This is a genomic window from Paenibacillus sp. An7, assembly GCF_009870785.1.
GTDB lineage: Bacteria > Bacillota > Bacilli > Paenibacillales > Paenibacillaceae > Paenibacillus.
This window is the reverse complement of record NZ_WTWX01000001.1, coordinates 423,239-436,541: the sequence shown is the minus strand read 5'-3', so window position 1 is coordinate 436,541 and position 13,303 is coordinate 423,239. Positions and strand designations below refer to the sequence as shown.

Here is a 13,303-nt window from a genome sequence, read left to right as displayed (position 1 = left end):
AATGGGTCAAAAAAAGAAATATTTACCATACTGTGTATTTGAATTAGAATAGATATACAAATACGTTTGCTGTGAAACATGTGTACAATAACTTAAGTAGATTTGAAAAAAGGAAGTGGCGAATGTGAGAGTGCATGAATTCACAGTTCATTCGAATATTGATCGGTTTGAATTAATTCAAATCTCGAACTTGGCTTCCCGATTTATATCTCAGATTGTTCTCTCCTATGTAGATAAAGATGAGCACGAACATATCATAGATGTGAAAAGCTTGCTCGGGATGATCTTTCAACCGATTATGCCTGGAACCCGTCTTCGCCTGTCCGCAAAAGGAAAAGATGAACTAGAAGCGCTCGAAGCCATGCTGGAACAGTTCAACAAATACAATAATAAGTAAAAATAGGAGCCTTGAGTTCACATTCTGTTTTATACAGAAGGATCTCAAGGTTTTTCTATATTTTTATATGAAAAGTAATTCATTTCCATTAAAATAAAGGATAACTTATAGAAAGAAGGAATGAATATGAACCAAATATCACGTAACCGGGCATCCATGCCGACAGGGACTTCCGTTATTGTTAATCAGCGATCTCTCGAAGCATCAAACCGGAGGCTTGCAGCACTTCTGCAAGCGGGGATGTCTGTGCTTGATGTAGGCTGTGCCAGCGGTGCGATTACAAGGGGGATTGCGGAAAGGGTAGGAGTGGATGGCAAGGTCACCGGTATCGATGTAAGCGAACGTTTGATACAAGAAGCAAAAGAATATTCAGAGTACCTAACGAATCTTGAATTTGAAGTGGCTGATATTTACAATCTGCCTTATGAAAATACATATGATATCATCACGGCTGCGCGTGTTCTGCAGTGGCTGTCGGAACCGCAGAAAGCGCTGGAGCAAATGATCGGTGCGGTGAAACTAGGCGGAACGCTGCTTGTACTGGATTATAATCATGAAAAAATAGAATGGTCTCCCGCACCGCCGGACGCCTTTTTACACTTTTATTCTGCGTTTCTGAAGTGGAGACAGGACAGCGGTATGTCAAATGAAATTGCAGATCAGCTGGTTTCCCGTTTTGAAGAGGCAGGACTTGAACACGTAATAGAGTATGAGCAACATGAAAAAACAACAAGGGGGGACCTAGATTTTGAGAACAGAATCGCAATATGGGCCGAAGTAGCAGAAAGCCGCGGCAAACAACTGGTATCTGACGGTTATCTTACGGAAGAGGAACGAATGGAAGCGGCCGTTTCTTATCGTACATGGGCAGCGCAAAAAGCGACGGGAATGAAGATGTATTTGCTTGCCGTAGAAGGCAAAAAACCTGAGCAGATGTAACAGAAGCAGACGGTATGAGAGGGCTGCAACAAACAAAAGATCCCCTCAGGTTACAGAAGAGAGAGGAGTCTTGATGGAATCTCTCTTTTTCTCTGTTGATCTCCTAAGGGGATAATACTCATAGTCTTCTAAGCGGCGATTACCCGATTACTAAATGTTAGGGAGCGCTTTTCTTGCGGCAAGAAATAGCCAAGTGGATAGAACAAAAGGCATTGTCAGCGTTGGAAGGCCGTACGGCATCATCCAAGTGGTTACACTTGCGGTAACAGGTACGGATACAATCGCCGCAATAATACCAGTGATGGGTGCAAAGCGACTTTTTGCATCAAAAACAACCCCAACAGCTAACATCGTTAATACAGCATTAAACCCATAAAGTCCTGAATTGAGCATGGAGACTTCTGCCCCTAAAAAGTAAGCTGTTAACATAGCAACAACGGAACCAAGGACAGCATAAAGTCCGAGTTTCCAACCAGCCCAAAATATCCCGATCAAAATCAAAATTCCGGACCAGAAGGTGTCTTGGAAGAAAACTTGTCCAACCCCGGAGATCGTTCCCTCTACCCAGTTCATAGTACCCTCGAAATGGAGATCAAGATGAGACAAATCCTGAGGAGTAAGATTAGGATTCAACCGGAACACACCAAGGCGATAGGACGCAAGCAGTAGAAACCAAGTCAAAATAATAAAAGGAAACGTAAGTGCAGGTACGTTTAGATGCTCCATTAACTGCATAATCGCGCAAGTGAATAGAGCGGCAACAACAGCTCCAGCCATCGCAATAACAAAACGAGTGCCTCCTTGTAGATTGAGAGATATGGCTACTCCCGCTAATACGGAGTTATATCCGAGCAGTCCTTGGTTTATGAGCGTTCGATTCGCTCCTCCGATTCTCCCAATCAGCACAGCAATGAGAGAAGATAGTAAGGCAATGATACCGAGCGATACAGAAGAAAACATGATTGCTATGGTAATAAGGAGCCCTGTAAATGCATTTTCAATAAAAATAACTTGGGATACTCCTTTGAACACAGCAGAGATTAGGGGAGAAATCGTATCCTTATAAACTGACTTCTGAATATCTGAATGCATTATAGTCTCCTTTTTAACTTTATGTGATATGAGTAGATATAAGAGAGTTGTGAAAAATTTGACATATCGTGTCGAATTTCGTGTATAATAGTATATGCAATTTGTGGTATATATAAATTATGATATAGTAAGTATACTAGGTTAGCAATCTAAATCTCGAATATAAGTGGTATATTCTGCTTGAAATGACCTAACCTACAGATTTTTCGACAAATTTTTTAAAAAATGATGAATTTTGGAGGATGAACTATGCAATTATTGCCGCGTGAGATTGACAAACTATTAATTGTGGTGGCTGCTGATCTTGCAAAACGTAGAAAAGAAAGAGGACTCAAATTAAACCATCCGGAAGCTATCGCTTATATCACTTATGAAGTGCTCGAAGGCGCACGTGATGGAAAAACAGTTGCTGAACTGATGGAATTTGGAGCAACGATTTTAACACGTGAAGATGTAATGGAAGGGATTCCAGAGATGATTCACGATATTCAAGTGGAAGCTACTTTCCCTGATGGGACAAAATTGGTAACAATACACAGTCCAATTCGCTAAGTACGAATTGATAGGAGGAATACAGAAATGATACCGGGACAAATTTTTTTGAAAGAAGAAGAGATTATCTGTAACGCTGGCAAAACACCTTCTAAAATCAAAGTGAAAAATACAGGCGACCGTCCTGTTCAAGTTGGATCTCATTTTCATTTTTTTGAAGTGAACGAAGCTCTTGAGTTCAATCGCGAAGAAGGTTTTGGTATGCATCTTAACATTCCAGCAGGTGCAGCGGTTCGTTTTGAACCAGGGGACGAAAAAGTAGTAGAAGTCGTTCCTTTTGGCGGAGAACGCCGTGTGTATGGATTTAATAACAAAACGGATGGATCCGTGGAAGGTGGGGTTAAATAATGAGTTTTCGTATGCCAAGAACTCAGTATTCTCAAATGTATGGACCAACAACAGGAGATTCAATACGTCTTGCGGATACAGAATTAATTATTCAGATTGAAAAAGATTTTACATCATATGGGGATGAAGTCGTATTCGGCGGCGGTAAAGTCATCCGTGATGGAATGGGGCAGCATCCTCTCGTAACACGCGGAGATGGAATTCCTGACGTAGTTATTACCAATGCAATTATTCTGGATTACACCGGTATTTATAAAGCGGATATCGGAATCAGAGACGGAAAAATTTCCGGAATCGGGAACGCAGGGAATCCACTCGTTATGGATAATGTGGACATCGTGATCGGAGCTTCTACCGAAATTATTGCCGGTGAAGGAATGATCGTGACGGCTGGGGGAATCGATACGCATGTTCACTTTATCAACCCTGCACAGATCGAAACTGCTTTATCATCTGGTCTGACTACGCTGATTGGCGGAGGTACAGGACCTGCTGCAGGTTCAAAAGCAACGACGGTTACTCCTGGGGAATGGAACATGCATCGTATGCTGGAAGCAGCAGAAGGCATGCCTATCAATGTAGGTTTCACGGGTAAAGGACAAGCTGCTGCAGAAGAACCTCTAGCAGAACAAGTGCGCGCAGGAGCGATTGGTCTGAAAGTTCACGAAGACTGGGGCGCTACGGCATCAGCTCTTGATCATGCACTGACAGTTGCAGATAAATATGATGTCCAAGTCGCAGTTCATGCGGATACCTTAAATGAAGGTGGATTCATGGAAAACACCATGGCTGCCATTAAAGACCGCGTTATTCATATGTATCATACGGAAGGTGCAGGCGGAGGACATGCTCCCGATTTGATTAAGTCGGCCAGCTACATGAATGTTCTTCCATCATCTACGAATCCTACATTACCTTATACAGTTAATACCATTGATGAACATCTAGATATGCTGATGGTATGTCACCATTTGAACCCATCGATCCCTGAGGATCTTGCTTTCGCAGATTCCCGGATTCGCCGTGAAACGATTGCTGCTGAAGATATCCTGCAAGACATGGGTGTGTTCAGTATGGTCAGCTCCGATGCTCAAGCTATGGGCCGTATTGGCGAAGTTATCCTTCGTACATGGCAGACTGCTGACAAAATGAAAAAACAACGGGGTTCGCTTCAAGGCGACACTGCAATGTCGGATAATAACCGTGCAAAACGATTTGTTGCTAAATATACGATTAACCCAGCGATTACTCACGGGATCTCCGAATATGTAGGTTCTATTGAAGTAGGGAAAATGGCCGATCTCGTTATTTGGTCTCCAGCCTTCTTTGGTGTAAAACCGGAAATGATCATCAAAAATGGTATGGTTGTTCAAAGCTTGATGGGTGACGCAAATGCTTCCATTCCTACACCGCAGCCGGTCATTTATCGTCCGATGTATGCACAGTATGGAAAAGCACTTTCCAGCACATCTGCAACCTTTATCTCACAATCCGCTTACGACCTTAAGGTTCATGAGAAATTAGGATTGGAAAAAATTATTCTTCCTGTACACGGCATTCGCAATCTAACAAAGAAAGATATGAAATTGAATTCCGAAACGCCAGAAATTACGGTTGACCCGCAAACGTACGAGGTAAGAGTTAATGGAGAATTAATTACATGTGAACCTGTTGATCGCGTGTCTATGGGTCAGCGCTATTTCTTATTCTGAGGTGAGAGAACATTGATTATTGAAAAAGTCGTAACGAATATAGAAAACTTATCTAAAGAAGAAATAGAGAAACACCATATTGAAAAGGTGTATCTAGACAGTTCTGATCTAGTAAAACGAATCCAACGTGTCAAAACAGATCACGGTAAAGAAATTGGTATTCGCTTGAAAGAACAGCGCGATCTGATCGCCGGAGATATTCTCTATATGGATGATAAAGACATCATTATGATTGATGTTACTTCCGATGATCTCATTGTCATTCGTCCGCGCAGCTTGAATGAAATGGGAACGATTGCCCATCAATTAGGAAATCGCCATCTTCCAGCCCAATTTGAAGGTGATGAAATGCTTGTTCAGTATGATTATCTTGTTGAAGAATTATTAAATCAGCTGGAAATCCCTTATGAGCGGGAAGAAAGAAAAGTGAAACAAGCATTCCGCCATATCGGACATAGTCATGGATAAAAACACGCTTTCCTTATTTCAACTATGTGATTCCAATTTTCCAACAGGTGCTTTCAGTCATTCCTATGGTCTAGAGAGCTATATTCAAGAAGATCTTGTGTACAGTGAGCAAACCTTCTCTGAATGGTTACATGTATACTTATATGAACAGCTTGTCCATACGGATGGACTTGCTTCTCGTATCGTGTACGAAGCTTTAGAGGAAGAGAACTTGGAAGCTGTATGGAAAATGGATCGGCTGCTGTCTGTACAAAACTTACCGCGTGAGACAAGAGAAGGTACGAAAAAGATGGGCGATCGTATGTTAAATCTTGTTGGATCCATGTATGAAGTGCCGGTTCTTAATAGTTATCGGGAGCAGATCAAAACAAAGAAATGCTTCGGGCACCCAGCTATTGTCTTTACGATGATTGGGCATCATCTCGGTGTTTCCAAATCAACAACCATTTTATATTATTTGTATTCAATTCTATCAAGTCTTGTTCAAAATGCTGTGCGTGCGATTCCTTTAGGGCAGACGGCTGGCCAAAAAGTCATACAGCAGTTTCAAGGTGATTTGATAGAGGCTACGGAGAAAATTATGTTAATGGATGAACATGATTTTGGCATTATTTCACCGGGGCTTGAGTTATCACAAATGAAGCATGAACGTGTTAATATTCGTATTTTTATGTCATAAATCTTATTAGAGAAAGAGAAGTGTTAAATAATGGAACCTATTAAAATTGGAGTTGGCGGACCTGTTGGAGCAGGTAAAACGATGCTTGTTGAGAAATTGACACGTCATATGGCGGACGAAATTAGTATGGCGGTCGTAACAAACGATATCTATACTAAGGAAGATGCTAAATTTTTGATGCAAAATGGAGTTCTTCCAGCAGATCGTATTATCGGGGTTGAAACAGGCGGATGTCCACATACAGCGATTCGTGAAGATGCTTCTATGAACTTTGCTGCTATTGACGAACTGAAAGAGAAACATCCTGATGTTGAGCTTATTTTCGTAGAAAGCGGTGGCGATAATCTAGCTGCGACATTCAGCCCTGAACTCGTTGATTTCTCTATCTATATTATTGACGTAGCACAAGGTGAAAAAATTCCGCGTAAAGGCGGACAAGGGATGATCAAATCTGATTTGTTCATTATCAACAAAACCGACTTGGCACCTTATGTGGGCGCGAGCCTTGAAGTGATGGAATCTGATACTAAAATTTTCCGTGGAAACAAACCATTCGTATTTACGAACCTGAAGGATAACAAAGGACTTGATGAAGTCATTGACTGGATTAAAAACAATGCATTCTTAAAGGGATTAGAATAGAATGGAAGACTGGACAGGGATTCTGCGATTAGATGCGGAAGAAAGACACGGAAAAACTGTCGCAAAAAATGTGTATTTCCAAGGTGCTTTCAAAGTAATGCGTCCGATTTACCATGATCAATCGGGACAGCCGTGCTATTACATTCTGAACCCAGGCGGCGGATTCCTAGACGGTGACCGCTATCAGATGAAAGTATCACTGGCGGAACAAGCCCGAATGACTTTAACTACCCAATCGGCTACTAAAATATATAGAACTCCGAATAAACCTGCCTATCATGAGACCGAATTCACGCTTAAAAAGGGCAGCTATCTTGAATATATTACGGATCCGCTTATTGGTTATCAGGATGCGAAGTATGTTCAAAAAACGGTAGTACGAATGGAGAAAGGTTCTACTTTTCTCTACTCAGATATCATTACTTCGGGATGGTCTCCAGAAGGAACTCAGTTTAGTTATGATCTGCTTCAGTTAATGACTGAGATCTATATAGATGATGAACTCGCTGTATATGATCATATTAAATTGAATCCTTCTTCACAGAACATTTCTTCTCTTGGTTACATGGAAGGTTATACGCATCTTGGTTCTATGATGTTGATCGGAGAACAAGCGGACAATGAACTTTTGGATCGGCTCTATCAAGCTATACACGAAGATACAAAAGAATATAATATTGGATTATCGTTATTGCCAGTCACAGGGATCTTGATTCGTATCTTAGCTAATTCAACACAGACGATAGAAAGAATTCAAACCGAGTGTCATCGTGTAATTAGCCAAGAACTTTTTAACAGCTCACCTTCATTTTTAAGAAAATATTAATACTCACAAAACCCTGCAATCATAAATGGTTGCGGGGTTTTTTAATGAAAAACAGGTTACAATAAAATGTAAGTTTCAGATAAAGTGTATCCAAGGATCACTTTCTTAAAAGTCAATTAATAAAAGGAATGAGGCAGATGAATACTCTTGGTTATGCGATTTTGAGCGTATTAAGTAAAAGACCCAGCTCAGGATATGAATTAGCTTCTTGTCTAGATATGTTATGGCCAGCGAAACACAGCCAGATTTATCCCCTTCTCACCAAAATGGAGCAGAAAGGTTTACTGTCCTATGAACATATCGAACAAATTGGGAAGCCAAACAAAAAAATATACTCGATAACTGAGAAAGGAAGAAAAACGTTAGAATCTTGGATCCATGAACCGGCAAGCAATCAAATTATTCGAGATGATTTTTTGATTAAAGTGTATGCAATTTGGCTTAAGGATGAGGAAAGCGCAAAAAGAATAATTGAAGATCGGTTGAATAAATTAAACGAGCAAGTAGCTTTGCAAGTGACGGAGATAGAAGAAATAAATCAAGAACAGCTCACAACCACATCGAAGAGATTTGGTAAATATATTCTCCTCTGCAGAAGTCATATGTTAAATAAAGAAGAAATTTCGTGGTGTCATTGGGTGCTCGGTTTATTAAAAAGTTCCCACATCAGCAAGCTGCTGCTCGGAGTATTCAGTTCGACTATGCTTTATAAAATAATGAAGAATCTAACGATGATTGTGGAGATCGGTGAATTTTAATCCTAGTCTAAGATTCTACTTACAGAAGATGGAATACAGCTCAAGTATAAAGTACCTTGTGATTAGAAAAAGAATCGAAAGTGATGATTCTTTTCCATGAGGGTGCTTATACTTGGGCTTTTATTGTTTAAATTCTTGTTATATCGTTAAAAAGTGTATTGACAACATGTATATACAGGATTATTATGAAACTATAATATCTTGTATATACAAGTTAGGGATGAAAACGAAGGAGGAGTTATTCCAGTGAATATACGAAATAAGAACGCTTCTTCAGAATGGTGGAAGACTGGGTCCATTTATCAGGTATATCCAAAGAGCTTTTGTGATACTACCGGTAAGGGAACAGGAGATATTCAAGGTTTAATTAAGAAGCTGGATTATATTAAAGGTCTTGGAATTGATATGGTATGGCTGCAGCCTGTATATGTATCGCCGCAAAATGATAACGGTTACGATGTAGCAGATTATTACCGTATTGATCCTGCTTTTGGCACAATGGAAGATATGGACGAGTTAATTCGCGAAATGAAAAAAAGAGATATGCATCTCATGATCGATATTGTTGTGAATCATTCTTCAACGGAACATCAGTGGTTTAAGGAAGCACGTTCCTCACGGGATAATCCTTACCGAGATTATTATATTTGGAAAGATCCAGCGCCAAGTGGTGGACCGCCTAACAACTGGCAATCAAAGTTCGGAGGATCTGCATGGCAATATGATGAAGGGACGAAGCAGTATTACTTGACGCTGTTTGATAAGACACAAGCGGACCTCAACTGGGAGAATGAGAAAGTAAGGCAGGAAGTCATCGACATATTGACGTTTTGGGCTGAGAAGGGAGTAAGCGGTTTCAGACTGGATGTTATTAATCTGATCTCTAAAGACCAACGATTCCCTGATGATGATGGTTCTGTAGCTCCGGGAGATGGACGCAAATTTTATACAGATGGTCCACGTGTACACGAGTACATTAAGGAACTAAATGAGAAGGTATTTAGACCTTATCAAATTGTAACCGTTGGAGAGATGTCTTCGACAACACTTGAACAGTGTATTCGATATTCCAATCCAGAAGAAAATGAGTTCTCGATGACATTTAATTTTCATCATTTGAAAGTTGATTATCCGAATGGTCAGAAATGGGAATTGAAACCGTATGATTTTGAAGAATTAAAAAGTGTACTGTCGCACTGGCAGATCGGTATGCAGCAAGGCGGCGGATGGAATGCTTTATTCTGGAACAACCATGATCAGCCGCGGGCTCTTTCCCGGTTTACAAATGATGAAGAATACCGAACCCAGAGCGCTAAAATGTTAGCTACGACTCTTCATGGGATGCAGGGTACACCGTATGTTTATCAGGGAGAAGAGATCGGTATGCCAGATCCAGTATGGAATGACATGTCAGAATTCAGAGATGTTGAGTCGCTGAATATGTATCAAATTCTGATGGATCGCGGTAAAACACCAGAGGAAGCGTCCCATATTGTAAAAGTTCGATCACGGGATAATTCACGAATCCCAATGTTATGGGATGACAGCGATCAGGCAGGGTTCACGAGCGGAACGCCTTGGATTAAGATCGATGAACGATATAAAGAAATCAATGCGAAACAGCAAGTAGAAGATCCAAATTCGATCTATCATCACTATCGTAAGCTTATTGAGCTCCGTAAAAAAGTTAAGGTGATTACAGATGGTACGTTTACTCGTCTTGACAACGCTCATCCAGAAGTGTTCGCTTACGCAAGAATGAATGAAGAAGAGACACTGGTTGTGATTTCGAATTTTAGTGATAAGACAGTTCAATTTGAATTGCCAGAAACGTTTGTAGAGAATCATCTTTCTGACAAGGATGGAGCACTCCTTCTGTCAAATACGGAAGACGAGAAGAAGCTGACATCAAGCGTTAAATTATCACCTTATGCATCCCATATGTGGTTAATTTCGAATACTGGAGATTCTACTAATTAATAAGGGAGAACAAACGCTATGGCTAAAATAGATCAAAAACAGGTGGAACGCATTGTTAAAGCTGTGGGTGGTAAAGAAAATATGGAAGCAGCTACCCACTGTGTGACCAGACTCCGTTTTGCACTCGCCGATGAAAGCAAAGTAGATGCACAAGCTTTGGAAGAGAATCCCCTTGTCAAAGGGCACTTCTCTTCACAAGGTCAGTTCCAAGTAATCATCGGTCCGGGTCTTGTAGATCAGGTCTATGATGAGATGATGAAACTTACGGGCGGGTCCAGAGCATCAAAAGATGATGTGAAGACCATTGCGAGTAAGAAACAAAATCCGCTCCAGCGTGCGATAAAAATGCTCGCAGATATTTTTATTCCCATTTTGCCAGCCATCGTTATGGCAGGTTTGCTTCTTGGGCTAAACAATATTTTGGCTGGTCCGGGGATTTTTTATGAAGAACAATCCCTCATTGAAGTGTATCCGCAGTGGGCAGATGTAGCTTCCATCATTAATCTAATTGCAAGTACGGCTTTCTCATTCCTGCCTGTATTGATTGGTTGGTCAGCTGTTAAGCAATTTGGCGGAAGTCCGCTTCTAGGTATTGTATTGGGTCTGATTCTGGTTAATCCTGAACTATTAAGTGCTTATAATTATGCAAATGCATCACTTGAAGGAACCGTTCCGGTATGGAATGTATTTGGATTTGAAGTAGAGAAAATTGGATATCAGGGTCAAGTTCTTCCTGTTCTTGTCTCTGCCTACATCTTAGCTAAAATTGAAAGGTTTCTTAATAAAAGAGTACATGATTCAATTAAGCTGCTCGTCGTAGCACCTGTAGCTCTTCTGGTAACCGGTTTCCTGGCTTTTACAGTCGTTGGTCCTGTAACATTTTCCATCGGAAATATGATTACAAATGGTTTAGTTGGTATATTTGATTCTTTTTCCGCACTTGGCGGATTAATCTATGGTGGACTGTATGCCTTGCTTGTTATTACGGGGTTCCATCACACGTTCTTGGCTGTAGATATTCAGCTGATTGGAAGTCAAGGCGGAACCTTCCTATGGCCGATGCTTGCTCTATCTAATATTGCTCAAGGTGCGGCAGCCCTGGCGATGATGTTTATTCTTAAAGATCAAAAAGCAAAAGGACTTGCAGTCACTTCATCCGTATCCGCGTTTCTTGGTGTAACGGAACCTGCAATCTTCGGAGTTAACATTCGTTATCGCTACCCATTTATTTTTGGTATGATCGGTTCTGGTATTGCCGGCGTACTGCTGGCCATGAATAATGTACTGGCTTCTTCGATCGGAGTAGGCGGTATTCCAGGATTTCTTTCGATCTTTCCAAATCAGTGGGGTGTCTTTTTCCTTGGTATGTTAATCGTTCTTGTCGTTTCTTTTACCGGTACGTTGCTGTACGGAAAACTGCGTATGTCGAGGGAAAGGGCAAAGTCTGAAAACGCTACATCTGGTTTAGTTGTGAACAATGAGCAGGCAGCAGCAGGTGAAGCTGTGGATGTTCGTGCAGCTGATAATTTGGATGTTGAACAGAATGAGGTAAACTCCAATACACAAAAAAGAAATAAATTGACGATTGCGGCTCCACTCAGCGGTCAGGTAATCCCGTTATCTGAAGTACCCGATCCTGCTTTTGCACAGAAACAGATGGGGGATGGGGTTGCCATTATTCCGGAGGAAGGTAAGGTTTACGCTCCATTTAAAGGAACGGTAGAACATGTGACGAAGACGAAACACGCGATGATTTTAAGTGATACGGAAGGATTCCAAGTGTTAATCCATGTGGGAATAGACACCGTCTCCCTTAAAGGAAATGGATTTACTGCACATGTCGAATCAGGTATGAGTGTCAGTGAGGGACAATTATTACTTGAGTTTGATAAAGAAGCAATTGAAAAAGCCGGATTGCCTGTTATTACACCGATTATTATTCCGGATGGACAGCAGCCGTCTCCAACAGTTGAAGAATTAGCAAGCGGCATGATTGAATCGTCCGCTCCGCTCCTCAAGGTAACTTTTGACTAAAGTAAGTAATGCGTCATCTGAGTTGTAATCATTTTCATAAAAACGTGATACAATACGATTGGTGATATGATGATGAATAATATTTTTGTAACTCTGTATAAAGATTTCGCGGAAAAGATCGACTCAGGAATTCTTGCACCAGGAAGTAAGCTGCCCTCTGAACATGAATTGGCACAACACTATGAAATCACGCGAGAAACGGTGCGCAAAGGCTTAAACTTACTTGCTCAGAATGGTTACATCCATAAAGTAAAAGGAAAAGGCTCCTTCGTTCTTGAAAGAGATCGTTATAATTTTCCTGTGAGCGGGCTGGTCAGTTATAAAGAAATGTCAGAACGGATGGGTAAGCTGAGTAATACCCTTGTATATGTTACGGAATGTACTCATGCAGGGGAGTTTATTTCGAAGCAGCTTCAGATCTCGGCAGATACAAAAGTATGGAGGGTCGTTCGAGCCAGGGAAATAGACGGAGAACGAATTATACTGGATATCGATTTCTTACTGGCTTCAGTTGTTCCTCATCTGTCTAAGGAGATTACTGGACAGTCCATATATGAGTATTTGGAAAAAGAACTGAATCTAAAAATCAGCTATGCTAAAAAAGTGATTTCGGTTGAACGTGCCACAAGCATGGACTACGAGTACATGGATATTGGTGAAGATACACATGTGGTAGTCGTTCGCGGCTATGTTCATCTTGAAGATACTACGTTGTTTCAATATTCTGAATCCAGACATCGTTTGGATAAATTTCAGTTTGTTGATTTTGCAAGAAGAGAAAACACGTTATCATTCTAAAAAAGCCAGCATGCATTCCTTTGATTGAATTGCACCTTTCGGTTGTTAGATTGTTCTAACAGAGTGCAATTCAGATCA

General features: G+C 40.9%; 14 protein-coding genes. 13 read left to right on the top strand and 1 reads right to left on the bottom strand.

The window, feature by feature from the left end:
* The first annotated feature begins 124 nt into the window (after positions 1-124).
* Both GQY27_RS01965 and GQY27_RS01960 read left to right on the top strand, forming a co-directional pair.
* Positions 125-397, top strand: a complete 273-nt coding sequence (locus tag GQY27_RS01965) for an HPr family phosphocarrier protein (protein WP_160031825.1) — start codon at positions 125-127, stop codon at positions 395-397.
* Positions 398-523: 126 nt separating this feature from the next.
* Positions 524-1,336, top strand: coding sequence for a class I SAM-dependent methyltransferase (locus GQY27_RS01960; RefSeq protein WP_236570436.1), 813 nt, complete (start codon positions 524-526; stop codon positions 1,334-1,336).
* A 150-nt stretch (positions 1,337-1,486) separates the two neighbouring features.
* Here the strand turns inward: GQY27_RS01960 and GQY27_RS01955 are convergent, their stop codons facing one another.
* Entirely contained in the window at positions 1,487-2,428 is a 942-nt protein-coding gene (locus GQY27_RS01955; protein WP_160031823.1) for an urea transporter, read from the bottom strand.
* Between the two features lie 249 nt (positions 2,429-2,677).
* Between GQY27_RS01955 and GQY27_RS01950 the strand changes: the two genes are divergently transcribed.
* From GQY27_RS01950 to treR, 11 genes are all read left to right on the top strand, one after another.
* Positions 2,678-2,980 carry an urease subunit gamma gene (locus GQY27_RS01950; protein WP_160031822.1) on the top strand — a complete coding sequence of 101 codons (303 nt, stop codon included), beginning with the start codon at positions 2,678-2,680 and terminating at the stop codon, positions 2,978-2,980.
* Between the two features lie 27 nt (positions 2,981-3,007).
* A complete protein-coding gene (gene ureB, locus GQY27_RS01945) occupies positions 3,008-3,328 on the top strand; it encodes an urease subunit beta (protein WP_160031821.1) in 321 nt (106 codons plus the stop codon).
* Positions 3,328-5,040, top strand: a complete 1,713-nt coding sequence (gene ureC / locus GQY27_RS01940) for an urease subunit alpha (protein ID WP_160031820.1) — start codon at positions 3,328-3,330, stop codon at positions 5,038-5,040. Before ureB ends, ureC begins: the two co-directional genes overlap by 1 nt.
* Positions 5,041-5,052: 12 nt before the next feature.
* Positions 5,053-5,508 carry an urease accessory protein UreE gene (gene ureE / locus GQY27_RS01935; RefSeq protein ID WP_160031819.1) on the top strand — a complete coding sequence of 152 codons (456 nt, stop codon included), beginning with the start codon at positions 5,053-5,055 and terminating at the stop codon, positions 5,506-5,508.
* Positions 5,501-6,187: an urease accessory protein UreF gene (locus GQY27_RS01930; protein ID WP_160031818.1), complete on the top strand. Its 687-nt coding sequence runs from the start codon at positions 5,501-5,503 to the stop codon at positions 6,185-6,187. The genes ureE and GQY27_RS01930 overlap by 8 nt, the downstream gene beginning before the upstream one ends.
* A 30-nt stretch (positions 6,188-6,217) precedes the next feature.
* A complete protein-coding gene (gene ureG / locus GQY27_RS01925) occupies positions 6,218-6,829 on the top strand; it encodes an urease accessory protein UreG (protein WP_160031817.1) in 612 nt (203 codons plus the stop codon).
* A 1-nt stretch (position 6,830) separates the two neighbouring features.
* Positions 6,831-7,655 (top strand): urease accessory protein UreD, encoded by an 825-nt coding sequence (locus GQY27_RS01920; protein WP_160031816.1) that lies wholly within the window; start codon positions 6,831-6,833, stop codon positions 7,653-7,655.
* A 137-nt stretch (positions 7,656-7,792) separates the two neighbouring features.
* The gene (locus tag GQY27_RS01915; protein ID WP_160031815.1) at positions 7,793-8,413 is read left to right on the top strand and encodes a PadR family transcriptional regulator; all 621 of its coding nucleotides are present in this window, start codon (positions 7,793-7,795) and stop codon (positions 8,411-8,413) included.
* A gap of 246 nt (positions 8,414-8,659) precedes the next feature.
* A complete protein-coding gene (treC, locus tag GQY27_RS01910; RefSeq protein ID WP_236570435.1) occupies positions 8,660-10,393 on the top strand; it encodes an alpha,alpha-phosphotrehalase in 1,734 nt (577 codons plus the stop codon).
* Positions 10,394-10,411: 18 nt separating this feature from the next.
* Complete coding sequence (gene treP, locus GQY27_RS01905; protein WP_160031814.1) at positions 10,412-12,427, top strand: PTS system trehalose-specific EIIBC component; 2,016 nt, start codon at positions 10,412-10,414, stop codon at positions 12,425-12,427.
* 69 nt (positions 12,428-12,496) lie between these two features.
* On the top strand, positions 12,497-13,225 hold the full coding sequence (gene treR, locus GQY27_RS01900; RefSeq protein ID WP_160032033.1) for a trehalose operon repressor: 729 nt from the start codon (positions 12,497-12,499) through the stop codon (positions 13,223-13,225).
* The last annotated feature ends 78 nt before the right edge of the window (positions 13,226-13,303 follow it).

Bases quoted from the DNA above. Each gene is read 5' to 3' on its own strand.
- GQY27_RS01960 (WP_236570436.1), top strand. From the start codon at position 524: ATGAACCAAATATCACGTAACCGGGCATCCATGCCGACAGGGACTTCC.
- GQY27_RS01955 (WP_160031823.1), bottom strand. From the start codon at position 2,428: ATGCATTCAGATATTCAGAAGTCAGTTTATAAGGATACGATTTCTCCC.
- GQY27_RS01950 (WP_160031822.1), top strand. From the start codon at position 2,678: ATGCAATTATTGCCGCGTGAGATTGACAAACTATTAATTGTGGTGGCT.
- ureB (WP_160031821.1), top strand. From the start codon at position 3,008: ATGATACCGGGACAAATTTTTTTGAAAGAAGAAGAGATTATCTGTAAC.
- ureC (WP_160031820.1), top strand. From the start codon at position 3,328: ATGAGTTTTCGTATGCCAAGAACTCAGTATTCTCAAATGTATGGACCA.
- GQY27_RS01930 (WP_160031818.1), top strand. From the start codon at position 5,501: ATGGATAAAAACACGCTTTCCTTATTTCAACTATGTGATTCCAATTTT.
- ureG (WP_160031817.1), top strand. From the start codon at position 6,218: ATGGAACCTATTAAAATTGGAGTTGGCGGACCTGTTGGAGCAGGTAAA.
- GQY27_RS01920 (WP_160031816.1), top strand. From the start codon at position 6,831: ATGGAAGACTGGACAGGGATTCTGCGATTAGATGCGGAAGAAAGACAC.
- GQY27_RS01915 (WP_160031815.1), top strand. From the start codon at position 7,793: ATGAATACTCTTGGTTATGCGATTTTGAGCGTATTAAGTAAAAGACCC.
- treP (WP_160031814.1), top strand. From the start codon at position 10,412: ATGGCTAAAATAGATCAAAAACAGGTGGAACGCATTGTTAAAGCTGTG.
- treR (WP_160032033.1), top strand. From the start codon at position 12,497: ATGATGAATAATATTTTTGTAACTCTGTATAAAGATTTCGCGGAAAAG.